Raw genomic sequence first — 25,274 nt, 5'->3', positions numbered from 1 at the left:
CCATGACGGCCGAGGAACTCTCGAGGCCGATGACGATCGGCGTCGAGGCCTACATCAGCGAGGATTACGCGCGCGCCGAGCGCGACAGGCTGTGGCGAAAAGTCTGGCAACAGGTCGGCCGCGTCGAAGAGCTGCCCGAGGTGGGCAGTTACCTGACCTACGACATTCTCGACGACTCGATCATCGTCGTGCGCAGCGCCGACAACGAATTTCGTGCCCACCACAACGTCTGCATGCATCGCGGCCGGCGGCTGATCGACACACCCGAGGGCGCGAAGAACGCCCGCGGGCGCGCCCGCAAGTCGTTCGTCTGCGGTTTCCACGGCTGGACCTACGGGCTGGACGGGGCGTGCACACACATCCGCGAACAGCAGGACTGGCAGGAAGCGCTGACTCCCGCCAACACCCACCTGCGACCGGTGAAGGTCGACACGTGGGGCGGGTGGTTGTGGATCAACATGGATCCCGACTGCGAGCCGCTGGCCGACTACCTGTTTCCCGCCGCGAAGATCCTCGACCCGTTCGGGCTGGAAAACATGCGCTGCAAATGGCGCAAATGGCTGTCCTTCGACTGCAACTGGAAGGTCGCGCTGGAGGCGTTCAACGAGACCTACCACGTCTATACGACCCATCCGGAGTTCAACAAGTTCGGCGAATTCAAGGGCTGGGCCAAGGCGCAGGGCAAGCACAGCAACATCGGCTACGACGCGCCAGATGACATGGAGGCCACCAAGTCCAAGATCCGACTGGGCACCGGCGACCCGCGTATCTCGACGGCGGAGATGCAGGTCTACACCATGGAGGAGACCAACACCTCCACCACCGAAACGCTGGTGAACGCCGCCAAGCGGCTGGTCGACGAGCTGCCCGAGGGGACCCCGGCAGACAAGGTCCTCGAGCACTGGCTGGCGTCCGCGCGCCGCGACGACGAGGCCCGCGGCGTGATCTGGCCGACGATCCCGCCCGACATCCTCGGGCAGGCGGGCACCGCGTGGCAGATCTTCCCGAACTTTCAGATCGGTCAGGGTCTGACGGTTGCGTTGTGCTACGGCGCGCGACCCCATCCCAGCTACCACCCCGACAAGTGCATCTTCGAGGTATCGGTGTTCGAGCTCTACCCCAAAGGCGAAGAGCCGCAGACGGAGTGGGAGTACACGCCGGTCGGCGACCCGCGGTGGCGCTCGGTCTTGCCGCAGGACTTCTCCAACATGGCGGCGGTCCAGCAGGGCATGAAATCGCTTGGCTTCCCCGGCACCAAGCCCAACCCGTACCGGGAGCGCAGCACCGTCAACCTGCACTACCAACTGTCGAAGTACATGGGCACCGGTGAGCCGAAAGAGATTTCATGACGAGCTTCGACGGCTGTGGGCCAACCGACGTCCCACAAGACATCGACATCGACGCGCTCCGCGAGAAGTATCTGCACGAGCGCGACAAGCGGTTGCGGCCCGAAGGATCCACGCAGTATCTGGAACTCACCGGTGATTTCGCCGAGTTCTCGGAGGTCGACCCGCACACGCCGGTGACTCCGCGCACGCCGATCACCGAGGACATCCAGGTGGCGGTCCTCGGCGGCGGCATCGCCGGCCTGCTGGCGGGCGCCTACCTGAAGAAGGCCGGCGTCGACGACGTGCACTTCATCGAGATGGGCGGGGACTTCGGCGGCGTCTGGTATTGGAACCGCTTCCCCGGAATCCAGTGCGACAACGACGCGTACTGCTACATCCCGATGCTCGAAGAGCTCGACTTCATGCCGAGCAAGAAGTTCGCCGACGGCGCGGAGATCTACGAGCACTGCCGCCGCATCGCCAAGCATTTCGGACTGTACGACGGCGCGATCTTCTCCACCCAGGTGCGCACGGTGCGCTGGGACGACTCGATCAAACGCTGGCGGCTGCGGACGAATCGCGGCGACGACATCCGCGCCCGCTTCGTGGTGATGACGCAGGGCTCCTACAACCGGCCGAAGTTGCCCGGCGTCCCCGGCCTCAAGGACTTCAAGGGCCACGTCTTCCACTCGGCGCGCTGGGACTACGACTACACCGGCGGGGACGCCGGCGGCGGGCTGCACAAGCTGCACGACAAGCGGGTTGCGCTGGTCGGTACGGGTGCGACGGGCGTGCAACTGGTTCCGCACCTGGGCCGAGACGCCCAGCACCTCTTCGTGTTTCAGCGGACGCCGTCATCGGTGGACGAGCGGGGCAACGAGCCCACGGATCCGGAATGGGCGGAGTCGCTGCGGCCCGGATGGCAGTCGGAGCGCAAGCGCAACTTCCATCGGTGGTCGCCGTTCGAGGGCGTGGTGTTCGATGCGGCGGACCAGGTTTGCGACTTCTGGACCGAGCTGGGACGTAACATGACCGCGCGGATCGCCGCCAGCGACGACCCCGCCTCGCTGGGCATCGAGCAGATCATGGCGATCCGCGAGGAGGAAGACTACAAAATCATGGAGCGGCTGCGCCGCCGCATCGCCGAGATCGTCGAGGACCCCGCCACCGCCGAAGCGCTCAAGCCGTATTACCGCTTCCTCTGCAAGCGGCCGTGCTCGAGCGACGAGTACCTGCCGACCTTCAACAATCCCAACGTCACGCTGATCGACGTGTCGGAGTCCAAGGGCGTGGAAAGGCTCACGGAGAACGGCATCGTCGCGGGCGGCGTCGAGTACGAGGTCGATTGCGTGATCTTCGCCAGCGGCTTCGAGATCTCCACCGAGATCAGCCGCCGCTACGCGATGGAAGCGATCGAGGGCCGCGAGGGGCTGTCGCTCTTCGATCACTGGCGCGACAGCTACCAGACGCTGCACGGCATGACCACGCGCGGCTTTCCCAACCAGTTTCACACCGGCTTCCTCCAGGGAGGCGTTTCCGCCAACACCACGGCGATGTTCGAGCAGCAGGCCGAACACATCGCCTACATCATTTCCGAAGCGATCAAGCGCGGCGCGACGACGGTCGAACCAAGCCAGCAGGGTCAGGACAAGTGGGTCGCAACCATCCGGGATCTCGCGATCGACAATTCCGCGTTCGAAGTGACCTGCACGCCGGGCTATTACAACAACGAAGGCGGTGGCGGGGGAGAGGGCATCCGCTCGTTCCTCGGGGAGCCCTACTCGCCCGGCTTCTACGCGTTCGACGACCTGCTGAGGCAATGGCGCGACAAGGGTGATCTGGATGGCCTGGTCCTGGGAACCTAGATGTCGGACCTGAGATTCGACGGACGCGTCGCCGTCATCACCGGAAGCGGCAGGGGACTGGGCCGCTCCTACGCCATGCTGCTGGCGTCGCGCGGCGCGAAGGTCGTCGTCAACGATCCCGGGGGCGGCCTGTCCGGGGACAGCACCGATGCCGGCCCGGCCGACGAGGTGGTGCGCGAGATCGTCGCCGCCGGTGGGCAAGCCGTCGCGAACACGGACTCGGTGGCCACCGCGGACGGCGGCAAGGCGATCATCGACGCGGCCCTCGATACCTACGGTCGCGTCGACGTCCTCATCCACAACGCCGGCAACGTCCGCCGCGGCTCGCTGAAAGAGCTGAGCTACGAGGATTTCGACGCCGTGCTCGACGTCCACCTGCGCGGCGCGTTCCACGTGGTGCGGCCCGCGTTCCCGGCGATGTGCGACGCGGGCTACGGGCGCATCGTGCTGACGTCGTCCATCGGCGGCCTGTACGGAAACCAGGACGTGGCCAACTACGCCGCCGCGAAGGCCGGCGTGATCGGCCTGTCCCACGTCGCGGCCCTCGAAGGCGCGGCCGACGGCGTGCGGTGCAACGTGATCGTGCCGGCGGCGGTGACCAGGATGGCCGCCGGCATCGACACGTCGGCCTACCCGCCGATGGGCCCGGAACTCGTTGCGCCCGTGGTGGGTTGGCTCGCGCACGAGAGCTGCTCGGTGACCGGGGAGGTGTTCGTCGCCCTGGCGGGCCGGGTGGCGCGGGCGGTCGTCGCCGAGAGTCCCGGCGTGCATCGGCCGGCCTGGACGGTCGAGGACGTCGGCGAGCACCTCGATGCGATCCGAAACATCGAGGCGCCGTTGGTGTTTCCCGCCGTTCCCGACGGCCACCAGCAACACATCCGCTACAGTTTCGAGCTCGCGCGGCGCTCCAGCGACCGGGGCGTGCTGCATGGGTAGCCGGGCGGGCGCGGGACCGCTGGCGGGTGTGCGGGTCGTCGACCTCACCGCAATGGTGATGGGGCCGTATTGCACGCAGATCATGGCCGACATGGGCGCCGACGTGATCAAGGTCGAACCGCCCCAGGGCGACAACACCCGGTACATCTCGGTCGGCCCCGCACCGGGCATGAGCGGGGTGTTCGTCAACGTCAACCGCGGCAAGCGCAGCGTCGTGCTGGACCTGCACACCGACGCCGGAACGCAAGCGCTACGCGCGCTCATCGAGACCGCGGACGTGTTCATCCACTCGATGCGGGCCAAGGCGATCGCCAAGCTCGGCTTCGCCTACGACGACGTCGTCGCGATCAACCCGGCGATCGTCTACACCAATTGCTACGGGTACTCCCGGCGCGGACCCGAACGGGACCGGCCCGCATACGACGACACCATCCAGGCCGAATGTGGGCTGCCCGCGGTGCAACAGCAATTGACCGGCGAGGCCGACTACGTCGGAACGATCATGGCCGACAAGGTCGCCGGGTTGACGGCGCTGTATGCCACCACCATGGCCTTGTATCACCGCGAGCGCACCGGCGAGGGGCAAGAGGTCGAGGTCGCCATGTTCGAAACCATGGCCTCGTTCATCCTCGTCGAACACGCCAACGGCGCCCTGTTCGACCCGCCCCTGGGGCCGGCCGTCTATCCGCGAACAGTGGCGCCCAACCGGCGTCCGTATCGCACCAGTGACGGCTACATCGCCGCGCTGATCTACAACGACAAGCACTGGGACGCCTTCATCAACGCCGTGCGACCACCGTGGGCCAGCGAACTGTATTCGACCCTGGAACAGCGGGCGCGGGAGATCGACACGATCTATGGATTGGTCGCGGAGACGATGAAGCAACGCTCGACGAGCGAGTGGCTGGAGCTGTTCGGCGAACTCGAGATACCGGCCGCGCCGCTGAACACGCCCGGCGCACTGTTCGACGACCCCCATCTGAACGCGGTCGGCATGTTCCAGACCGTGGACACCCCGCACGGGCCGGTCCGCTTCCCGGGCGTACCCACCTGGTTCTCCCGGACACCCGGTCGCGTCGCCGGACCGGCGCCGGAACTCGGCGCCGACACCGCACAAGTGCTCGAAGAGCTCGGCGCGAGCCTGGTGCCCCCGGCTCGCGACGGAAAGGAATTGTGACCATGGCCGTGCCCGTCTACCAGCGCATCCTCGACCTGTTCGAGGCCGAGGGTGTCAACACGTTGTTCGGCATCCCGGACCCGAACTTCGTGCACATGTTCGCCGCGGCCGACGCTCGCGGGTGGTCGGTGGTCGCACCGCACCACGAACTGAGCGCGGGATTCATGGCCGAGGCGGCGTCGCGAATGACGGGTAGGCCCGGCCTCTGCATCGGCACGCTCGGCCCCGGCATGGCGAACATGGCCGGTGCGATCCAATGCGCGCTCGTGGAGAACTCGCCGGTGATCTTCCTGGGTGGCCAGCGCGCCCGCATCACCGAGCGCCGGGTCCGGCGCGGGCGCATCCAATTCGTCCAGCAGGAGCCCCTTGTCGCGCCGTCGGTCAAGTACAGCGCCTCCATCGAGTACGCCGACCAGACCGACGAGATCATCCACGAGGCGATCCGCCGGGCCTTGTCCGGCACTCCGGGCCCGGCCTACATCGAGTACCCGTCGCACGTCATCCTCTCCGAGCTGGACGTGCCGGATCCGTTGCCGCCCAACCGGTACCGGCTCGTCAACCAGACCGCGGGCGAACGCGAGGTCGCCGAAGCGGCGAAGCTGATCCGGGCGGCGGAGAGCCCGATCCTGCTGGTCGGACACGGGGTCCACACCTCGCGCACCGGTGCGGCGGTGCGGGAGCTGGCCGACCTCATGGCCTGCCCGGTGATCCAGACCTCCGGCGGCACATCGTTCATCGAGGGTCTCGAGGACCGCACCTTCGCCTACGGGTTCTCGCCGGCGGCCGTGGAGGCGGTGGTGCAGTCCGATCTGTGCGTCGCGCTCGGCACGGAGCTCGGCGAGCCGAGCCACTACGGCAGGACCCGCCACTGGGCGGCGAACGACGCGAAGCGGAAATGGGTTCTGGTCGAACAGGATCCGGTGGCCGTCGGCGTGAACCGCCCCATTGACGTCCCGCTGGTCGGTGACCTCCGCGGTGTGGTGCCCCAGCTGGTGGAAGCGCTCCGGGATAGCCCGAGAAAACCTTCGCCCGATCTGGACCGCTGGATCTCCGACGACGCGGCGGAGCTGGCGCAGCTCGCCCAGAACGCGCCGACGGGCCGGACACCGATACACCCGGCGCGCTTCGTCGTCGAGGCGACCAAAGCGTTCCCGAAGGACGGCATCATGGTCCGCGACGGCGGCGCCACCGTGATCTTCGGTTGGACCTACTCGCAGGCCAAACCGCGCGACGTCATCTGGAACCAGAACTTCGGCCATCTGGGCACCGGCCTGCCGTACGCGATCGGGGCGTCGGTCGCCGAGGGCGGCAAGCGCCCGGTGATGCTGCTGACCAGCGACTCGGCGTTCTTGTTTCATATCGCCGAGTTGGAAACCGCGGCGCGACAAAAGCTTCCGCTGGTGTGCGTGGTGGGCGTCGACCACCAGTGGGGCCTCGAGGTGGGCGTCTACAAGCGCACCTTCCCCCAGCCGTCGCCGCAGCCCGGCGTGCACTGGAGCAAGGACGTCCGCCTCGACAAGGTCGCCGAGGGCTTCGGCTGTCACGGCGAGTACGTCGAGAAGGAGGACGAGATCGGCCCCGCGATCCAGCGCGGCTATGCGAGCGGCAAGACCGCCGTCGTCCACGTCTGCATCGATCCGAAGGCCAATTCCGAGGAGATGCCCAAGTACGACGAATTCCGCACCTGGTATGCCGAAGGCACGCAATAGGGAAGGATGATGTGATGCGCGAATACCTGAAGTTCTACATCGACGGCCGCTGGGTCGACCCGGTGCGGCCCAACACCTTCGACGTCGAAAACCCGGCGACCGAGCAGGCCTCCGGCAAGATCTCGCTCGGCTCGGCGGCCGACGTCGACGTGGCGGTTCAGGCCGCCCGCCGCGCCTTCACCGGCTGGTCGCAGAGCAGCCGCGAACAGCGCCTCGATCTGCTGGAGGCCATCCTCGCCGAATACGGGAAACGGGCGGGCGATCTCGCCGACGCCGTCACCGAGGAAATGGGCGCGCCCCCCTCGCTGGCCGCGGGCCCGCAGGTCCAACTCGGCCTCGGCCACCTGGTGACCGCGATCGACGTGCTGAAGAACTTCGAATTCTCCGAACAGCACGGGGCGACCCTTATCTCCAAGGAGCCGATCGGCGTCTGCGGGCTGATCACGCCGTGGAACTGGCCGCTGAACCAGATCGCGGTCAAGGTGTACCCCGCGCTGGCGACGGGCTGCACGATGATCCTGAAGCCGTCCGAGGTGGCGCCCTTCTCGGCCTACATCTTCACCGAGATCCTGGACGCCGCGGGCGTGCCGGCCGGGGTGTACAACCTGGTCAACGGCGACGGCCCCGGCGTCGGCGTCGCCTTGGCGAGCCATCCCGACATCGACATGGTGTCGTTCACCGGATCCACCCGCGCCGGGGTCGAGGTCGCCCGCAACGCCGCCCCGACGGTGAAACGGGTGACGCAGGAACTCGGCGGCAAGAGCCCCAACATCGTCCTCGACGACGCGGGCTTTGCCGACAGCGTGCGCGCCGGCGTGGTCAACATGATGCCGAATTCCGGGCAGAGCTGTAACGCGCCGTCGCGCATGCTGGTCCCGAATTCCCGGATGGCAGAGGCGATCGGCATCGCCCGTGGGGTCGCCGAGCACGTGAAGGTGGGCGACCCGCAAGACAAGACCGCGATCGGTCCGGTGGCATCGAGGGCGCAATTCGAGAAGATTCAGGGCCTGATCCAGCAGGGCATCGACGAGGGCGCGACCGTGGTCGCCGGCGGCCCGGGCCGGCCGGCGGGGCTGGACACGGGGTACTACGTCAAGCCGACGGTCTTCGCCGACGTCACCAACGACATGACGATCGCGCGCGAGGAGATCTTCGGTCCGGTGCTGTGCATCCTCGGCTACGACGACATCGACCAGGCCGTCGAGATCGCCAACGACACCGACTACGGCCTGGCCGGTTACGTCTCCGGGGCGGACGTCGACAAGGCCCGGGAGGTCGCTCGCAAGATCCGCGCCGGCTGGGTCACGATCAACCACGCCTTCGACATGAACTCGGCGTTCGGCGGCTACAAGCACAGCGGCAACGGCCGGGAGTGGAGCGAGTTCGGGTTCCACGAGTACCTAGAGGTCAAGAGCACTTTGGGCTACGCGCCCTAAAAGGCCGCTCCTTGCGCAGTCCACCCTCGCGTGTCTTCTGCTGAATCCGGCTGCGTCGCAATTAGGCTTGCTCCGATCACGAGGAGGGGCAGCGACGTATCGGCATCAACTTTGGCGCCGGGCGACAGGTCGGTCAGGGCGCGTTAACGGCGGACGCTGAGCCGGGCGGGAGGCACCCCGCGCCGGCGCGTTCTGCTCGGCGGCCACGGTGGGTAGCCCCGGTGCGCCGCGCCGGTCGGCTTGCAATCTGGGATCAACCCGACCGGCGCAGCGGCATTCCGGCGCTGGACGGGCTGCGCGCGATCGCGGTCGCGCTGGTGCTCGTCGGGCACGGCGGCATTCCCGGCGTGGGCGGCGGCTTCATCGGCGTCGACATCTTCTTCGTCCTCAGCGGGTTCCTCATCACCTCGCTGCTGTTGGACGAGCTCCGGCGCACCGGTCGCATTGAGCTGACCGGCTTTTGGATCAGGCGCGCGCGCCGGCTGCTGCCGGCGTTGCTGCTGATGGTGCTCAGTGTCGGCGCGGCCCGCGAGCTGCTCCCCAGCCAGTCGCTCACCGGGTTGCGCGACGACGCGATCGCGGCCTTCCTCTGGGTGGCCAATTGGCGCTTCGTGGCCCAGAAGACGGACTATTTCACCCAGGGCGCCCCGCCGTCGCCGCTTCAGCACACCTGGTCGCTGGGGGTGGAGGAGCAGTATTACTTCGTCTGGCCGGTCCTGCTGATCGGGGTGACGCTGCTGCTGGCCGCGCGCGCGAGGCGCTACTTCCGGCGCGCCACCGTCGGCGACGTACGGTTCGCCACCTTCCTGATCGCCACCGTCGGGGCGCTGGCGTCCGCGGCGCTCGCCATCGTCCTTGCCTCCGACGGCACGCGGGACCGGATCTATTTCGGCACCGACACCCGCGCCCAGGCGCTGTTGACCGGCTCGGCGGCGGCCGCCCTGCTGGTGCGGGATTGGCCATCGATGAACCGCGGGTGGTGCCTGGTCCGCACCCGGTGGGGGCGGCGGATGGCACGCATTCTGCCGCTGCTCGGGCTGGCCGGTCTGGCCGCGGCGACCCACTACGCGACCGGCGCGGCGGGCGAGTTTCGCCACGGCTTGCTGATCGGGGTTGCCGTCGCGTCCGTCCTCGTGGTCGCCCCGGTGGCCATGGAGCAGCGCGGAGCGATCGCCCGCATCCTCGCCCTGCGGCCCCTGGTGTGGCTGGGCACCATCTCCTACGGCGTCTACCTGTGGCACTGGCCAATCTTTTTGGCGCTCAACGGCGAACGCACCGGATGGTCGGGCCTGCCGCTGTTCGCCGCCCGGTGCGCCGCCACCGTGGTGGTCGCCGCCGCATCCTGGTGGCTGATCGAACAACCGATCCGGCGCTGGCGGCCCGCGCGGGTGCCACTGTTGCCGCTGGCCGCGGCGACCGTGGCCAGCGCCGCCGCAATGACACTGCTGCTGATCCCGGTGGGCACCGGGCCCGGCCTGCGCGAGGGCCTGCCGCCGGGTGTGTCGGCCGTCGCCGCGGTCTCTCCCTCGCCGCCCACCGGCGCCCGCCCGGCGCCCCGCGATCCGCACCGGCCGTTCACGGTTTCGGTGTTCGGCGATTCGATCGGCTGGACGTGGATGCACTACCTCCCGCCCACACCCGGGTTCGCCTTCCTCGACCACACCGTCATCGGCTGCAGCCTGGTGCGCGGCACGCCGTACCGGTACATCGGCCAAACCCTTGAGCAGAGGCCGGAATGCGACGGCTGGCCCATCAGGTGGTCGGCGCAGATAGGCCAGGACCAGCCGGACGTCGCGCTGCTGATCGTCGGCCGCTGGGAGACGGTCGATCGCGTCAACGAAGGCCAGTGGACGCACATCGGCGACCCCACCTTCGACGCCTACCTCAACGGCGAGCTCGAGCGGGCGCTGAACATCGTGGGCTCCACCGGCGCGCGAGTGGTGGTTGCCGCGCTGCCCTACAGCCGGGGCGGCGAAAAGCCGGACGGTCGCCTGTATCCCGAGGATCAACCCGACCGCGTCAACCTGTGGAACACCATGCTGCGCAAAACCGTTGCCCACCATCCGGGAGTCCAGATCCTCGACCTGAACAAAAAGCTGTGCCCCGACGGCGTTTACACCGCCAAGGTCGACGGCATCAAGGTGCGCAGCGACGGCGTTCACCTCACCCCGGAGGGGGTGAAATGGCTCACGCCATGGCTCGAGGAATCCCTGCGATAGCCCTTAATCGCCCGTGCGGCAGCTGATTTCCATGCTGTCACTCTCCCGAACGGCGAAGTTGAAGCTGACATACCCGTTGACCGGCTCGCGCACCCGGTCGAGGTAGGGCCGCATGTCCGCGGCGCTGGCGTTGTCGGCGACGATCAGCGCGCCCGCTGTGAGGCGCGGTTCGAGCAGCTCGAGCAGCGGCAGGTAGAGGTCCTTCCACCCGTCGAGCAGGACGAACTCGACGGGTCCGTCGAGGTCGGCCAGCGTGGTCAGCGCATCGCCCTCGAGGATGGTGATCACGTCATCCAAGCCGGTCTCGACGAACGTCTTTCTGGCCGCGGCGATCTTGGGGGCGCTGAGCTCGGTGGTCACCACTCGGCCGGTGCCGTTGTCGCGCACCGCCGACGCCAGATGCACGGCGGAGATTCCGAAGGACATGCCGAATTCGACCACCGTCGCCGGCCGGGTGGCGCGCACCAGGGCGTAGAGCAGGCGACCGGCTTCCGGCGTCACGGGGATGTAGAACTCGCTCATGGCGTCGGCGCGCTCCTGCGCGCTCATCGGCCGGTCGAAATCGCCAACCCGCTCCCGCAACCGCGACATCTGGTCTTTCGTTTCGGCGTACATCCGGTCGAGTACGGTCGCGACGCTGGGTGCCTGCAAGGTATTGGCCATGCCGTCGAGGGTAGGCCTCGGCGGGCGGGCCGAAGGACCGCCCCGGTGGGCCGGTTAACGCAAACCCACGTCAAGGTTGCGTAAACGCGTTTGACGAGCACGAGGGCCGCCGTGCAAGATGGACGAGCAAGCACCTCGGTAGGTGAGGCGTCTGCATGGATACAGGCCACTGACCCCGAACGTCGAGAGACGCCCCGGGTCAGGACAGCTCTTCCCGGACCCAAGGGTTGAGCCCAAGTGGCTTCCGGATCGTGACCATCGGCCACCTCCGGATACGCCGTGCAGTGCCGAAGCTCCGACGAGAGGGGTGCGGCCGGCGGTCTGCCGCCGTCCATTCGCGCCTCTCCCGTTCAGGTGAACGCGACGACACCCGCGTGTGTCCCGGCCGTGAGGAGGTGAGGGCGAGATGAGTCCCGGCGATAGTCCCTACCCGAATTCCGTCTTGTCCCGATCCGGTTCCGGCATTCCTTCTGCCGCCTGACTTCTCGGGTGCCCGTGAAACCCCGCGCGTGGCAACGCGTTGCGGGGTCGCTGCGGATGCCGCCACGAGCCGATCGGACTTGCGTCAGGAGAAGATCATGGCTTTTGTTGTTACACAGCGTCTTTCCAACGCGACCCGGCAGTTTGCGGCCAGGCTGGGCGCGCGTGCCGCCCTGACCCCGCAGGAGCGCGCCAACCTGTACGTCTCGCGGATGCCGATCGCGGTGGTGACCGCCTCGCTCGGCGGTCATCCGTCGGACCGGCCGGCCGGTCACCGGTGACCAGCTCGATCCCGACCCGCGGCGGTACCGACCAGGCGGTGCTCGATTCCGCCCACACCGGCGACATCGTCGGCGCTTTCGGCCGCATCCGGCGTGACGGCACCGGCGCGCACGGGGCCGCCGCGGGAGGTTGGGCGCGCCTGCGCACGCTGCTCGTCATCACCGGGCCCGGCCTGATCGTCATGGTGGGCGACAACGACGCCGGCGGCGTGGCGACCTACGCGCAGGCGGGGCAGAACTACGGGATGGGCCTGTTGTGGACGCTGGCGCTGCTGATCCCGGTGTTGTACGTGAACCAGGAAATGGTGCTGCGGCTCGGCGCGGTCACCCGCGTCGGTCACGCGCGGTTGATCTTCGAGCGCTTCGGCAGGTTCTGGGGCGCTTTCAGCGTCGGTGATCTGCTGATCCTCAACGCCCTGACCATCGTGACCGAATTCATCGGCGTATCACTGGCACTCGGCTTTCTGGGCTGCCCCAAGGCGATCGCCATCCCCGCCGCCGCGGTGTTGCTGTTCGCGGTGGTGGCCGGGGGCTCGTTCCGCCGCTGGGAAGGGCTGATGTTCCTGCTGATCGCGGTGAACGTGCTGATCATCCCGATGGTGCTGATGGTGCACCCCACGCTCAAGGAAACGGCCGGCGGCCTGGTGCCGCAGTTCCCGGGTGGCCTGAATTCCACCGTCCTGCTGTTGGTCGTCGCGATCGTGGGCACCACCGTCGCGCCGTGGCAGCTGTTCTTTCAGCAGTCCAATGTTGTGGACAAGCGGATCACGGCCCGCTGGATCCCCTACGCGCGAGCCGATTTGGTGATCGGCATCGTCGTCGTGATGGCCGGGGCGACGGCCTTGATGGCGGTGACGGCGTTCGGGTTCGCCGGCACCGCCGGCGCGGGTGGGTTCACCGACGCCGGGGCGGTCGCCTCGGGGCTGGCGCGGCACCTCGACAGCACGGTCGGGGTGCTCTTCGCGATCATCCTGCTGGACGCCTCGCTGATCGGGGCCAACGCGATCGGGCTGGCCACCACCTACGCCATCGGGGATGCGCTGGGCAGGCGGCACTCGCTGCACTGGAAGATCAGCGAGGCCCCGCTGTTCTACGGCGGCTACGCGGCACTGCTGGCCGTGTCCGCCGCCGTCGCGTTCAGCCCCGACCACATCCTCGGCCTGGTGACCCAGGGCGTGCAGGCCCTCGCGGGCGTCCTGCTGCCCTCGGCGACCGTGTTCCTGGTCTTGCTGTGCAACGACCGCGCGGTGCTCGGCCCGTGGGTAAACACGGTGCGGCAGAACGTCGTCGCGTGGACCGTCGTGTGGTGTCTGGTGTTGCTGTCGCTGGCGCTGACGGCGACGACCTTCTTTCCGGGCCTCTCCACGACCACCATCGAGGCCGGCCTGGCCGTTGGCGCGGTGACCGGCATTGTGGGCGGCGCCGCCACCATCGTCGCCGGCCGGCGCTACCGCGACCGGCGCGACGCCGAGGCGATCGTGGGGGCGCTGGGCGGCGGCCTGGACCCCGGGGAGGTCGACGAACTCGACGACACCCCGTCGCTGACCCCCGCGGAACGGCGCGCCGTGCGTCGGCAGGACCGGTCGAGGTGGCAGACCCCCGGCCTCGCCACGCTTGCCCGGCCGTACCTCTCGCCGGCCCGTCGGGCGGGACTGCTGACCCTGCGCGGTTATCTGGTGGTGGCGGTGGTATTCGTGATCGTCAAGATCGTGCAGGCCGGGATGGCCTGACGCGCGAGAACTACGGCGAACCGTTCGGCAGCAGAACGATTTTGCCGCGGGTATGCCGCTTCTCGAGTTCTTCGTAGGCGTCGGCGACCCGGTCGAGCGGATAGGTGGCGGCGACCTCGAAATCGAGGGCGCCCGCGACAATCAGGTCGGCCATCTCGGCGAGCACCTCCGTGGTCGACGCCTCGGCGCTGCCTTCGGTCTTGGCGCCGACCTCGCCGGCCTTCTGGAACGCGATGATCGTGTCGATCCGCTCGGGCGGCACACCGAGATCCACGGCGAGTTGGACGTACTCGGGGCCAAACAGGTCGACGAACGCGTCGATTCCGTTCGGCGCGGCCTCGCGAAGCCGATCGGCCAGCCCGTCCCCGTATGCGACCGGGGTGACGCCGTGGGCACGCAGCCAGTCGAAGTTGGCGGGCCCCGCGATGCCGAGCACCCGCGCCTTGCGCAGGACCAACAGCTGCACAACCAGGCCGCCCACCCCGCCCGCGGCGGCCGAAACGGCGACGGTCTCGCCCTGTTGCGGGTCGACCGCGCGGACGGCGGCGTACGCCGTCACTCCGACCACGTAGAGCGAACCCGCTGTCTCCCAACGCATTTCGGGCGCCTTACGAATCAGCTGAGCCACCGGGACGGTGGTGTGCGTGGCGTGGCTCGATCGGCGGAAGCTGAACCCCAGTACCTCATCGCCCACCGAGAACTCCGTCACTTTCGGTCCGGTGGCGGTCACGACTCCCGCGAGGTCGCTGCCCTCACCGGAAGGAAAGGTGGCGGGGAACATGTCGTGTAGCGCGCCGGTTCGGATGGCGGCCTCGCCCGGATTGATCCCGGCGGCGCGGACCTCGACGAGCACCTCGCCCGGGCCTGGCGCCGGCATCTCCACGTCCGCCACGTACAGGACGTCACGGCCCCCGTAACGATCGAACCGTACGGCACGCGCCACCCCAGCCGCCATAGCGCTCTCCTCACCCCAATGGCTCTCGCCCGCGCCAGCATAGGCCGCGAACCTGGGGCTTCGGGTTCCCTGGCGCGCCCTTGTTCCCGCCGACATTTCGCAGTAGCGTCAGTCGGCCGAACTGTGGATCGACGCGGGAGGAACGCCATGGAACTCGCCAGGATCGCCGCCGGCTGGGGGGTCGCCACCATAGTGGTCGGCACCGTGGTCACCGGGTGCGCCACCGACGAAAAAACCTCGACGCCCCCGTCCTCGACGACATCGGGTGCCGCCACGTCGTCGAGCGTCTCGAGCACGGTCACGGCCCCTTCGCCGGGCCGGCCCGCCGATTACAGTTCGTTGCTGATCAAGCCGAGCGACATCGGCGGTGACTTCAAATCCCCCCAGCCCCCCGTCCTGAATCCGAACAACGCGACCGGTGTCGCACAGCTTTTCGCCAACCCCGACAACAGCCGCCGGATCGGCGACACCATCCTGATCGTCGCCGATCCCGCGGTGGCGCCAACAGCTATTGACAAGACCAAGGCCAACTATGCGGGAAAGGTCAGCGGCACGTGGCAGCCGGTCGACGTCGGCTCCAACGGCTTCATGATCTCCGGCAACTCGCCGGACAACTCCCAAGCGGTGACGGTGTTGCTGTTCAGCGAGGGCAAGGCCATCGTCAACATCGAATTCGACAGCGCCCCCAACGATCCGATCGATCCGGCCATCGCGCTCGATGTCGGGCGCAAGCAGGACGCCGCGATCAAGAGCGGGTTGCCCGGCTAGGTCCCGCGATCAGGCGACGACCTCGATGGGGTCACCGACGTTGACCTGGTTGAAATACCAGGCGGCGTTGTCCGGGCTCAGGTTGATGCATCCGTGGCTGACATTGGCGTGACCCTGCGAGTCCACCGACCATGGGGCCGAGTGCACATACACGCCGCTCCAGGTGACCCGGACCGCGTACGACGCCGTGATCTTGTAGCCCTCCGGGGAACTCAGCGGGATGCCGATCGTCCGCGAGTCCATCACCACGGTGCGCTCCTTCTCCAGGGCGGTGAAGTTCCCGATCGGCGTCGGGCGACTGGGCTTGCCCATCGACGCCGGCATCGTGCGCAGCACCTCGCCGTTTCGGCTGACGGTGAAGGTGTGCCCGGAGATGCTGGCCACACCGAGTAGTTCGTCACCGGTGTCGAAGCCCGTCGTCAGGGCTTGCACACCCGCCGAGACATGGGTGTGGGCGGGCCAGTAGTGGTTGGGCACCCACCGGACGACGTCATTCTGGACCCACTCGAAGTGTCCCGGTGTGTTGCTCGGCGACGAGACGTGGATGGTCCGTTCGGCGGCAACGCGATCGGTGACCGGCGCGGTGAACGTGACGACCAACGGGTGGGCCACGCCCACCACCGCCCCGTTAGCGGGCGAAACTGAGGCAACCCCGGGGACCGGCTCGGGCAGGGGGACGGACGCAACGGCGCGTGCGGCGCTCCCCAGCGCGCCCATGCCGACGATCGCTACCATAACGATCAGATAACGAAACACTCGGTGCATGGCGCCTACCCTTTGCGATGGCTCAACTGACACAACGATATTCTACTGGCTGTCGGCTCATTGCGGTTTTCAGCAAACAACGGCGGGTTCGCTGGGTCGCCCGGATACCGGTGAGATCACCGGATGAGCGCGAGCAGAGCAAGGGCAGCCGCGGTACGGGGCGGACGTGACCGCAAACGATCGTCACACGCGCCGAGGGCGGATACGGCCGCCCTGGTCCTCATCGACGCGCAGCGCTGCTGCATAGACACGCCCGGCATGCCCGGCGCGGTCCCGTTGCCGGAAGGCCGCCGGGCCGACGCGCACGTCCTCGGGCGGTATCTGCCGGATGGATCGAAACGTTGACCTGGCGCCGGTTCACAGATTGTCGCCGAGCCCTCAGCCAGATCCGCTGACCTAGGGTGCGGCCGGGCACGTGTTGTACAAACCGCGGTAGGGCGCCGGCTACGGCACCGCCCTCGAGCATCTTCCGCGCGAAAGTGGCAGCGATACTTTGGTTTTCGTGGGCTGCAACTTTCCCAACTGGCCTCGAACCCGATCTACGAGGTATCCGGCTTGTCCCGGTGTCCGAGTCCATCTTTGGCCTGTATGAGCGCGGCGTCGCGGAGTGCCGTGCCGATTGGCCGGGGCGTTAGGGGCGCGTTAGCCTCAGCGAGATGCTTTTCCGTCAACTGGAGTACTTCGTTGCGGTCGCCCAGGAGCGCCACTTCGCCCGGGCGGCCGAGAAGTGCTACGTCTCGCAACCCGCCCTGTCCGCCGCCATCGCCAAGCTCGAACGGGAGCTGAACGTCACGCTGATCAATCGCGGACACAGCTTCGAGGGCCTCACGCCCGAAGGGGAGCGGTTGGTGGTGTGGGCCAAACGGATTCTCGCCGAACACGATGCCTTCAAGGCCGAGGTGCACGCCGTGCGGTCCGGCATCACGGGAACGCTTCGGCTGGGCACGGTGCCGACCGCCTCGACGACGGCGTCGCTGGTACTGTCCGCGTTCTGCTCGGCGCATCCGCTGGCGAAAGTGCAGATCCTGTCCCGGCTGGCCGCCACCGAACTGTATCGGCGCGTGCGCGAGTTCGAGCTCGACGCCGCCATCGTGCACACCGCCACCGACGACGCTCACGACGTGCACCTGGTGCCGCTCTATCAGGAACACTATGTGCTGCTGTCGACGGCGAGCATGTTGCCCGCCGGGGCATCGACGCTGACGTGGCCTGAGGCCGCGCAGCTGCCCCTGGCGCTGCTCAGCGCCGACATGCGCGATCGCCAGATCATCGACGAAGCCTTCGCAGGCCACGCGATCACGGTGACTCCGCAGGTCGAAACCGACTCGGTCGCTTCGTTATTGGCGCAGGTGGCCACGGGCAACTGGGCATGCATCGTGCCGCACACCTGGCTGTGGACGTCGCCGCTGGGCACCGAAATCGGCGAGATCCGCGCGGTCGAGATGGTCGAACCGGTGCTCACGGCCGAGATCGCGCTGGCCACCAACGCTTCCGGCCCCGGCTCGCCCGTCGCGCGCGCGCTCACCGCATGCGCTCAGGAGCTGGCGCTGGGCGAGTTCTTCGACGCGCAGCTGCTGGGAATCACGCGCCGACGTTGACCGGGGGTGCGGCCGCGCTGGCCGGGTTGAGGCTTGCCAGGTGGCCGCTTTCCACGCCGGCCGCCGGGTCGAGCTCGCAGTCGATGACCGACGGCCCGCCGGAACCGATCGCCTCGGCCAGCGCCGCGCGCAGCTCCGCGGGTGTGGTGACGTGATATCCCTTGCCGCCGAACGCCTCCGCGATCAGCTCGTGACGCGCCCGGGCGTTCAGCACGGTGGGCGCCGGGTCCGGCCCTGCGGCGGCCGAGCCGGCCGGCGCCTCGTCGCCGCGGTAGACGCCGCCGTTGTTGAGGATGACGACCGTCACCGGCAGCCGGTATCGGCAGATCGTCTCGACCTCCATCCCGGAGAACCCGAACGCGCTGTCACCCTCGACCGCGACCACCGGCTTGCCGGTCTCCACCGCGGCGGCGATGGCGTATCCCATGCCAATCCCCATCACGCCCCAGGTGCCGGTGTCGAGCCGGTGCCTCGGCAACTCCATGTCGAGGACGTTGCGGGCCAGATCCAGCGCGTTGGCGCCCTCGTTCACCACGTAAACGTCCGGGTTGTCCTGCAACACAGCCCGAATCGCGCCCAGCGCGTTGTAAAACCGCATGGGGCTGGGGTCCTCGGCCAGCCGCTCGCGCATCTTGGCCTCGTTGCGGGCCCGGCGCTCGCCCAACTCGTCGGCCCATTCCGCCGGCGCAACAATCGGGCGCGCGGCCACCGCGTCGCACAGCGCCGACAGCACCGAGCCGACGTCACCCGCCAGCGGCGCCGCGATCGGCCGGTTGCTGTCGAATTCCCCCGCCGCGATGTCGATCTGCACGAACTTGGCGTCGGCCGACCATTGCGGCGACTCCCCGTGGCCCAGTAGCCAATTCAGCCGGGCGCCCACCAGCACGACCGCGTCCGCGCGGGCGATCGCCAGCGAGCGCGCGGCCCCGGCCGACTGCGGGTGCGAGTCGGGCAGCAGCCCCTTGGCCATCGACATCGGCAGGAACGGAATCCCGGTGGTCTGCACGAACTTCCGGATCAGCTCGTCGGCCTGCGCGTAGGCGGCGCCCTTGCCGAGCACGATCAGCGGCCGCCGCGCCTGCCGGAGGACCTCCAGCGCGCGATCGACGGCTTCCGGCGCCGGCAGCTGCCGGGGCGCGGCGTCGACGACCCGCCAGATGGTGTCGGCGGCGGCGGAGGCGTCCATGGCCTGCCCGAGGATCTCGGCGGGGATGTCTAGGTAGACCCCGCCCGGACGCCCGGAGGTCGCGGCGCGGACGGCGCGCGCCACGGCCCGGCCGATGTCCTCGATCCGGCCTACCCGATAGGCCGCCTTCGCGAAAGGCCTTGCGGCGGCGAGCTGATCGAGCTCCTGGTAGTCACCGCGCTGCAGGTCCACCATCGCCCGGTTGCTGGAGCCCGAGATTTGGACCATCGGAAAGCAGTTCGCGGTGGCGTTCGCCAGCGCGGGCAGGCCGTTGAGGAATCCCGGCCCGGATATCGTGAGGCACACCCCCGGCCGGCGGTTGAGAAACCCGGCGGCGGCGGCCGCGTTGCCGGCCGAGGTCTCCTGCCGAAAGCCGATGTAGCGGATCCCCGACGCCTGCGCGGTGCGGGCGAGGTCGGTGATGGGGATGCCGACGATGCCGTAGATGGTGTCGACGTCGTTGGCCTGCAGCGCATCGACGACGAGATGGAAGCCGTCGGTCAAGCGGGTCGCGGTGGACATGGTGGCGACTCCTCGGGTGGTATATGCCGTATCTGCCTCGACCATCACTGTGGTGCCGGTGCGCGCGGCTGTCCAAGACTAAGCCGCTATGCAGCGATTCACGCCGTCTATCGATAGCCCCCGCTTATCGATAGTGAGCGGATCGGTATTGGACGGACCCGAGGGCGTCACGGCATGGTGCCAGCAGGAGCATTCACAAGCAACGAAAGGGGTTGGGCGATGAGGACGAGCGATCACGTTGCCACCGACCTGATCGAGGTGGCGGCCGGCCGACGGCCGGACGCGCCGGCGCTCGTCGTCACCCCCGAGCGCCTGGCGGTGAGTTACCGCGACCTGGTGCGGCTGGTCGACGACCTGGCCGGGCAGCTGACGCGGAATGGGCTGCGGGCCGGTGATCGCGTCGCGCTGCGCGCGGGCAGCAACGCCGAGTTCGTCGTCGGCCTGCTGGCGGCGTTGCGGGCCGAGTTGGTCGCGGTCCCGTTGGACCCGGCCTTGCCGGTCGGCGACCAGCGCGCCCGAAGCGAGGCGGTGGGCGCGCGGGCGGTGCTGGTCGACGGCATGGCCCTTGGGGCAGGTGAGGCCGAGCGGGAACCGGGTTTGCGCCGGTGGCCGATCGCGGTGACCGTCGGCGGCCAGGGCACGCCGACGGTGCACCTCGACGCCGCGACGCCGCCGGAGCGGGACGTCGCGACGCCCGAAGGGCTGCGCGACGACGACGCCATGATCATGTTCACCGGCGGGACCACCGGAGTGCCGAAGATGGTCCCGTGGACGCACGACAACATCGCCAACTCGGTGCGCGCGATCATCGCCGGCTACGGCCTGGGTCCCCAGGACGCGACGGTGGCGGTGATGCCGCTCTACCACGGTCACGGGCTGATCGCGGCGTTGCTGTCCACCCTGGCGTCCGGGGGCACGGCGCTCCTCCCGGCCCGCGGGCGGTTCTCGGCGCACACCTTCTGGGACGACATCGATGCCGTCGGGGCCACCTGGTACACCGCCGTGCCGACGATCCATCAGATCCTGTTGGAGCGCAGCAGGACTGAGCGGCCGGGCAGCGACCGGCCGGCGCTCCGGTTCATCCGCAGCTGCAGCGCCCCTCTCACCCCGGAAACGGCCCAGTCGCTGCACGAGACGTTTTCGGCGCCGGTGGTGTGCGCGTTCGGCATGACCGAGGCGACCCACCAGGTGGCGACGACGGGCATCGACCAAACCGAAAACCCGGCCGCCACAGGCGGTCTCGTCGGCGCGTCGACCGGGCCGGAGATCCGGATCGCGGGGCCGGACGGTCAGCCGCTGCCGGCCGAGGCCGTCGGCGAGGTCTGGTTGCGCGGGCCCACCGTGGTGCGCGGCTACCTCGGCGACCCGGCGATCACCGCCGCCAACTTCACCGACGGGTGGCTGCGCACGGGCGACCTGGGCTCGCTGTCGGCGGCCGGGGACCTGATCATCCGGGGCCGGATCAAGGAACTGATCAACCGGGGCGGCGAGAAGATCTCGCCGGAACGCGTCGAGGGCGTGCTGGCCACCCACCCCAACGTCCTGGAGGTGGCCGTGTACGGGCTGCCGGACAAGATGTACGGGGAGACGGTCGCCGCGGTGATCGTTCCGCGGGAGTCGCCCGCCCCCACCCCGGCCGAGCTCGCGGTGTTTTGCCGCGAACGCCTCGCGGCCTACGAGGTGCCCGCCACCTTCAAAGCGGCCGGCGAGCTGCCGCATACCGCGAAAGGCTCGCTGGACCGCCGCGCCGTGGCCGACCGATTCGGTCGCGGAGCCTAGGCCGTGGTCTTCACGCGGGCGGCCGCGGTCTCCGGCATGGGTTCGTAGCGGGCGAACGAGCGGGTGAACGACGCCGCCCCGTGCGACAGGGATCGCAGGTCGATCGCGTAGCGGGTCAGCTCGACCTGAGGCACCTCCGCCTTGACCACCGTGCGTTCGTGGCCGGCCGTGTCGCTGCCGAGCACCCGGCCGCGGCGCCCCGACAGGTCGCCCATCACCGCGCCGACGTAATCGTCGGGCACCAGCACCGAGACCTCGTCGATGGGCTCCAGCAGCGCCACCCGTGTCGCGGCCGCCGCCTCGCGCAGGGCCAGCGCGCCCGCGGCCTGGAACGCGAAGTCCGACGAGTCCACGCTGTGGGCCTTGCCGTCGAACAGCGTGACGCGGATGTCGACGACCGGGTAACCGGCGTGCACGCCCTTTTCCATCTGCGCGCGCACGCCCTTCTCCACGCTCGGAATGAACTGGCGCGGCACCGCCCCGCCCACCACCTTGTCGACGAACTCGAATCCCGAACCCTCCGGCAGCGGCTCCACCTCGATGTCGCAGACCGCGTACTGGCCGTGTCCGCCCGACTGCTTGACGTGGCGGCCGTGCCCTTTCGCCTTGCCGCCGAACGTTTCTCGCAGCGGGACGCGCAGGTCGACCGTGTCCACGGTGACGCCATACCGGTTGGCCAGCGCGTCGAGCACGACACCGGCGTGGGCCTCGCCCATGCACCACAGCACGATCTGGTGCGTTTCCTGGTTCTGCTCGATCCGCAGCGTCGGATCCTCGGCGGCCAGCCGCCCCAGCCCGACCGACAGCTTGTCTTCGTCGGTCTTGGCATGCGCTTCAATGGCCACCGGCAGCAGCGGCTCGGGCATCGTCCACGGCCGCAGGACCAGCGGCTCGGCCTTGTCCGACAGGGTGTCGCCGGTCTCGGCGCGGCTGAGCTTGCCGATGGCGCAGATGTCGCCCGCCACCACGGCGGCAGCGGGGCGCTGCTGCTTGCCGAGCGGGAAGGACAGCACGCCGATGCGTTCGTCCTCGTCGTGATCGGGGTGCGAATGCCCGTTGCCGTTGGCCGCGCCGAAGAACGACGCAAAATGGCCCGACACATGAACCGTCGTGTCGGGCCTGATGGTCCCGGAAAAGACCCGGACCAGGCTCACCCTGCCGACGTAGGGGTCCGACGTCGTCTTCACCACCTCCGCGAGCAACGGCGCGTCGGCGTCGCACGCCAGCGTCGCGTGCGTGGCACCGTTCGGCGTGAAGACTTCCGGTAGCGGGTGTTCCATCGGGGACGGGAATCCCCGCGTGGCGACCTCCAGCAATTCCAGGGTGCCGACGCCGGTGCCGCTGCACACCGGGATCACCGGGAAGAACGAGGCGCGGGCGACGGCTTTCTCTAGGTCGGCGATGAGCACCGACTCGTCGATCGCCTCCCCGCCGAGGTAGCGGTCCATCAGGGACTCGTCCTCGGACTCCTCGATGATCCCCTCGATCAGGGTGCCGCGCGCCTCCTCGATCCGGTCGGCGTCCGACGGATCCGGCTCGAGGATGGTCCGCTGGCCGTCGGTGTACTGGTAACGCCGCTGCGACAGCAGCCCGATCAGGCCGTCGGGCGTCGGCAGGTACAGCGGTAACACCTTGTCGCCGAACGCGTTTTGCGCGGCTGCCAGCGCCTCCTGGTAGTTTGCCCGCGCGTGGTCGAGCTTGGTGATCACGACGGCCCGCGGCATCCCGACCTGGCTGCATTCCTGCCACAGCGACTTGGTCGGCTCGTCGACGCCCTCGTTCGCGGCGATCACGAACAGCGCGCAATCGGCGGCGCGCAGGCCGGCCCGCAACTCGCCGACGAAATCGGCGTAGCCCGGCGTGTCCACCAGGTTGATCTTGATGCCGTCGTGCGACAGGGACGCGACGGCGACGCCCACGGAGCGCTGCTGGCGGATCTCGGCCTCGTCGTAGTCGCAGATCGTGCTGCCCTCGGTGACCGAGCCCGCCCGGGACAGCACACCGCCGGCGACCAGGAGAGCCTCGACCAGGGTCGTCTTGCCGCCGCTCGAGGGACCCACCAGCACCACGTTGCGAACATCGCCCGGACCGTTCGCGGTGGGAGCGGCCCCCGCGCCCTGCGAAGCGTTCGCCTTGTCCGCCATGACTTTCCTCCAGTTCTGCAGCGCGGTGGCGCGGTGTGGTGTGGGCCACAGGCGCTGTAAGCAACTTTTCCCCCAACTGCCGCCCAACACAAGGCCACCGGGCGGCCACAATTGAGGCTGTCGGCGCCGCCCGGATCAGGCGTGCCAGCCCGACCAGCGCCGCACCGTCACCGCGATGACCGGGCCGTCCAACGAAACGGACTGGTACTGAGGGTATTTGGCGCGCAGCAACCGAAGTCCGGTCGCCATCGGCCCGCCGTCGGCGTGAACCGCGGCGACACCGTCGGCCCGGACCCACCACAGCTGCGCCCAGTCGTCGTCGTAGTGGTCGACGAGCAGGCTGACCTGCGGATTGCGCTCGATGTTGACCAGGCGCCGCAGCCGCCGGGTGGTCTTGGGTTTGGCGTCGACGGCGGTGTACACGACGTCGGCGTCGCGCTGCGAATCGCCGACGGCGAACACCACCGGCACCAGGTGCGGCGCGCCGTCGGGAGTGGCCGTGGCCAGTCGGGCTATCGGGGATTGTGTGAATCTGACCTTCGGGTCGAATTCGCCCACGTTGTCAGCTTAAGGGCCGTTGTCGCGACCTCAGCCTCATCGGCATGCTGGGCGACGTCAGGCGGCACCTGAACTATGCGATTACGCCGGCAGCGCAAACCGGGACTGACCACCGTCCCGCTTAGCTATCTGCATTACGGTTATACGGATTGAGTCGTGTCGCCCAGATGCGGAGGCTGGGCCGATTCTGGTTCTGATGGCGAAGCAGGAGGTGACGGGGATGGGCAGATGGCACCACCGCTCAGTCTGGTGGTCATGGTTGGTCAGCGTGCTGACCGTGGTCGCACTGGGCCTGGGCCTGGGCCTGGGCCTGGCCACGGCGCCGGCGTCGGCCGCACCTCCCGGACCGTCCCATGACCGGCCGATGGCGCCGCTCGATCCCTCGGGAATCGTCGGCCAGGTCGGCCCGCAGGTCGTCGACATCAGCACGAAGTTCGGCTACAACAACGCGGTCGGCGCCGGAACCGGGATCGTCATCGACCCGGGCGGCGTCGTGCTAACCAACAACCACGTCATCTCGGGTGCCACCGACATCAGCGCCTTCGCCGTCGGCAACGGCCAGACCTACGCCGTCGACGTGATCGGGTACAACCGGACCGCGGATGTCGCGGTCCTGCAGCTTCGCGGCGGCGGCGGCCTGCCCAGCGCCAACATCGGTGGCCCGGTCGCGATCGGCGAGCCCGTCGTCGCGTTGGGCAACGCCGGCGGCCAGGGCGGAACGCCCAGCGCGGTGGCCGGCAAAGTCGTCGCGCTCAACCAGACCGTCTCGGCCACCGACACGCTGACCGGCGCCGAGGAGAACCTGGGCGGGTTGATCCAGGCCGACGCCGCCATCCGGCCCGGCGACTCGGGTGGGCCCATGGTCAACGGGGCCGGGCAGGTGATCGGCATGAACACCGCCGCCACCGACAGCTACAAGATGTCCGGCGGCCAGGGCTTCGCCATCCCGATCGGTACCGCGATGGGGGTCGCCGGGCAGATCCGGTCCGGCGCCGCGGGACCGCTGCCGACCACGCGTTCGACCCGGGCGCCGTTGCCGCCGTTGTCCGTGACGCCCAGGCCGAGGAACGCCGTCGGGCCGATGTGCACCGTGTTCGACGCGGCGCCGGACCGGATCTGCCCGGCGACCCCCATCGCGGTACCGATCGGGATGGCGAAGCCCTGGCCGCCGGACA

The 25,274-nt window shown here is 68.8% G+C and carries 19 protein-coding genes and 1 riboswitch; of the genes, 13 read left to right on the top strand and 6 right to left on the bottom strand.

What is annotated here, in order from left to right; genetic code table 11:
• Positions 1-2: 2 nt before the first annotated feature.
• The 7 genes from A5673_RS13910 (at position 3) to A5673_RS13880 (ending at position 10,670) form a co-directional block, all read left to right on the top strand.
• Positions 3-1,349, top strand: a complete 1,347-nt coding sequence (locus tag A5673_RS13910) for an SRPBCC family protein (protein WP_068233095.1) — start codon at positions 3-5, stop codon at positions 1,347-1,349.
• Entirely contained in the window at positions 1,346-3,193 is a 1,848-nt protein-coding gene (locus tag A5673_RS13905; protein WP_068232972.1) for an NAD(P)/FAD-dependent oxidoreductase, read from the top strand. The genes A5673_RS13910 and A5673_RS13905 overlap by 4 nt, the downstream gene beginning before the upstream one ends.
• Positions 3,194-4,129, top strand: a complete 936-nt coding sequence (locus A5673_RS13900; protein ID WP_068232970.1) for an SDR family NAD(P)-dependent oxidoreductase — start codon at positions 3,194-3,196, stop codon at positions 4,127-4,129.
• 19 nt (positions 4,130-4,148) lie between these two features.
• Positions 4,149-5,306 (top strand): CaiB/BaiF CoA-transferase family protein, encoded by a 1,158-nt coding sequence (locus A5673_RS13895; protein ID WP_068233092.1) that lies wholly within the window; start codon positions 4,149-4,151, stop codon positions 5,304-5,306.
• Positions 5,307-5,308: 2 nt separating this feature from the next.
• The gene (locus tag A5673_RS13890; RefSeq protein ID WP_068232967.1) at positions 5,309-7,015 is read left to right on the top strand and encodes a thiamine pyrophosphate-binding protein; all 1,707 of its coding nucleotides are present in this window, start codon (positions 5,309-5,311) and stop codon (positions 7,013-7,015) included.
• Positions 7,016-7,029: 14 nt separating this feature from the next.
• Complete coding sequence (locus A5673_RS13885) at positions 7,030-8,451, top strand: aldehyde dehydrogenase family protein (protein ID WP_068232964.1); 1,422 nt, start codon at positions 7,030-7,032, stop codon at positions 8,449-8,451.
• Positions 8,452-8,672: 221 nt separating this feature from the next.
• Positions 8,673-10,670, top strand: a complete 1,998-nt coding sequence (locus A5673_RS13880) for an acyltransferase family protein (protein WP_068232961.1) — start codon at positions 8,673-8,675, stop codon at positions 10,668-10,670.
• Between the two features lie 3 nt (positions 10,671-10,673).
• On the opposite strand, the gene A5673_RS13875 is transcribed toward A5673_RS13880, so the two are convergent.
• Entirely contained in the window at positions 10,674-11,333 is a 660-nt protein-coding gene (locus A5673_RS13875) for an O-methyltransferase (RefSeq protein WP_068232958.1), read from the bottom strand.
• Between the two features lie 127 nt (positions 11,334-11,460).
• Positions 11,461-11,647: riboswitch (M-box (ykoK) riboswitch) on the top strand.
• A gap of 264 nt (positions 11,648-11,911) precedes the next feature.
• Here A5673_RS13875 and A5673_RS13870 point away from each other — a divergent pair.
• Together A5673_RS13870 and A5673_RS13865 are read left to right on the top strand one after the other, a co-directional pair.
• Positions 11,912-12,094, top strand: coding sequence for a hypothetical protein (locus A5673_RS13870; protein ID WP_068233089.1), 183 nt, complete (start codon positions 11,912-11,914; stop codon positions 12,092-12,094).
• Positions 12,091-13,824, top strand: coding sequence for an NRAMP family divalent metal transporter (locus A5673_RS13865; RefSeq protein ID WP_068232955.1), 1,734 nt, complete (start codon positions 12,091-12,093; stop codon positions 13,822-13,824). Before A5673_RS13870 ends, A5673_RS13865 begins: the two co-directional genes overlap by 4 nt.
• 10 nt (positions 13,825-13,834) lie before the next feature.
• On the opposite strand, the gene A5673_RS13860 is transcribed toward A5673_RS13865, so the two are convergent.
• Positions 13,835-14,779, bottom strand: coding sequence for an NADP-dependent oxidoreductase (locus A5673_RS13860; protein WP_068232952.1), 945 nt, complete (start codon positions 14,777-14,779; stop codon positions 13,835-13,837).
• A 147-nt stretch (positions 14,780-14,926) separates the two neighbouring features.
• On the opposite strand from A5673_RS13860, the gene A5673_RS13855 reads away from it, so the two are divergent.
• On the top strand, positions 14,927-15,547 hold the full coding sequence (locus A5673_RS13855; protein WP_068232949.1) for a hypothetical protein: 621 nt from the start codon (positions 14,927-14,929) through the stop codon (positions 15,545-15,547).
• Between the two features lie 9 nt (positions 15,548-15,556).
• On the opposite strand, the gene A5673_RS13850 is transcribed toward A5673_RS13855, so the two are convergent.
• The gene (locus A5673_RS13850; RefSeq protein ID WP_068232947.1) at positions 15,557-16,312 is read right to left on the bottom strand and encodes a L,D-transpeptidase family protein; all 756 of its coding nucleotides are present in this window, start codon (positions 16,310-16,312) and stop codon (positions 15,557-15,559) included.
• Positions 16,313-16,968: 656 nt separating this feature from the next.
• On the opposite strand from A5673_RS13850, the gene A5673_RS13845 reads away from it, so the two are divergent.
• The gene (locus A5673_RS13845; RefSeq protein WP_068232944.1) at positions 16,969-17,910 is read left to right on the top strand and encodes a LysR family transcriptional regulator; all 942 of its coding nucleotides are present in this window, start codon (positions 16,969-16,971) and stop codon (positions 17,908-17,910) included.
• On the opposite strand, the gene oxc is transcribed toward A5673_RS13845, so the two are convergent.
• Positions 17,894-19,618, bottom strand: a complete 1,725-nt coding sequence (gene oxc / locus A5673_RS13840) for an oxalyl-CoA decarboxylase (protein ID WP_156748198.1) — start codon at positions 19,616-19,618, stop codon at positions 17,894-17,896. The genes A5673_RS13845 and oxc overlap by 17 nt on opposite strands.
• Before the next feature lie 219 nt (positions 19,619-19,837).
• On the opposite strand from oxc, the gene A5673_RS13835 reads away from it, so the two are divergent.
• Positions 19,838-21,397, top strand: coding sequence for a FadD7 family fatty acid--CoA ligase (locus A5673_RS13835; RefSeq protein ID WP_068232939.1), 1,560 nt, complete (start codon positions 19,838-19,840; stop codon positions 21,395-21,397).
• On the opposite strand, the gene A5673_RS13830 is transcribed toward A5673_RS13835, so the two are convergent.
• Positions 21,394-23,541: an elongation factor G-like protein EF-G2 gene (locus A5673_RS13830; RefSeq protein WP_068232936.1), complete on the bottom strand. Its 2,148-nt coding sequence runs from the start codon at positions 23,539-23,541 to the stop codon at positions 21,394-21,396. The genes A5673_RS13835 and A5673_RS13830 overlap by 4 nt on opposite strands.
• Positions 23,542-23,676: 135 nt before the next feature.
• Positions 23,677-24,099, bottom strand: a complete 423-nt coding sequence (locus A5673_RS13825; protein ID WP_068232933.1) for a TIGR03668 family PPOX class F420-dependent oxidoreductase — start codon at positions 24,097-24,099, stop codon at positions 23,677-23,679.
• A 220-nt stretch (positions 24,100-24,319) separates the two neighbouring features.
• Between A5673_RS13825 and A5673_RS13820 the strand changes: the two genes are divergently transcribed.
• Positions 24,320-25,274, top strand: a 955-nt coding sequence (locus tag A5673_RS13820) for a S1C family serine protease (protein ID WP_231971089.1), incomplete at its 3' end; no start/stop codon positions are given.

Source organism: Mycobacterium sp. E3198 (assembly GCF_001667015.1).
GTDB lineage: Bacteria > Actinomycetota > Actinomycetes > Mycobacteriales > Mycobacteriaceae > Mycobacterium.
The sequence above is the reverse complement of the archived record's forward strand: the minus strand, read 5'-3'. Positions and strand labels throughout refer to the sequence as shown.

Bases quoted from the DNA above. Each gene is read 5' to 3' on its own strand.
- A5673_RS13910 (WP_068233095.1), top strand. From the start codon at position 3: ATGACGGCCGAGGAACTCTCGAGGCCGATGACGATCGGCGTCGAGGCC.
- A5673_RS13905 (WP_068232972.1), top strand. From the start codon at position 1,346: ATGACGAGCTTCGACGGCTGTGGGCCAACCGACGTCCCACAAGACATC.
- A5673_RS13900 (WP_068232970.1), top strand. From the start codon at position 3,194: ATGTCGGACCTGAGATTCGACGGACGCGTCGCCGTCATCACCGGAAGC.
- A5673_RS13890 (WP_068232967.1), top strand. From the start codon at position 5,309: ATGGCCGTGCCCGTCTACCAGCGCATCCTCGACCTGTTCGAGGCCGAG.
- A5673_RS13885 (WP_068232964.1), top strand. From the start codon at position 7,030: ATGCGCGAATACCTGAAGTTCTACATCGACGGCCGCTGGGTCGACCCG.
- A5673_RS13875 (WP_068232958.1), bottom strand. From the start codon at position 11,333: ATGGCCAATACCTTGCAGGCACCCAGCGTCGCGACCGTACTCGACCGG.
- A5673_RS13870 (WP_068233089.1), top strand. From the start codon at position 11,912: ATGGCTTTTGTTGTTACACAGCGTCTTTCCAACGCGACCCGGCAGTTT.
- A5673_RS13860 (WP_068232952.1), bottom strand. From the start codon at position 14,779: ATGGCGGCTGGGGTGGCGCGTGCCGTACGGTTCGATCGTTACGGGGGC.
- A5673_RS13855 (WP_068232949.1), top strand. From the start codon at position 14,927: ATGGAACTCGCCAGGATCGCCGCCGGCTGGGGGGTCGCCACCATAGTG.
- A5673_RS13850 (WP_068232947.1), bottom strand. From the start codon at position 16,312: ATGCACCGAGTGTTTCGTTATCTGATCGTTATGGTAGCGATCGTCGGC.
- A5673_RS13845 (WP_068232944.1), top strand. From the start codon at position 16,969: ATGCTTTTCCGTCAACTGGAGTACTTCGTTGCGGTCGCCCAGGAGCGC.
- oxc (WP_156748198.1), bottom strand. From the start codon at position 19,618: ATGTCCACCGCGACCCGCTTGACCGACGGCTTCCATCTCGTCGTCGAT.
- A5673_RS13835 (WP_068232939.1), top strand. From the start codon at position 19,838: ATGAGGACGAGCGATCACGTTGCCACCGACCTGATCGAGGTGGCGGCC.
- A5673_RS13830 (WP_068232936.1), bottom strand. From the start codon at position 23,541: ATGGCGGACAAGGCGAACGCTTCGCAGGGCGCGGGGGCCGCTCCCACC.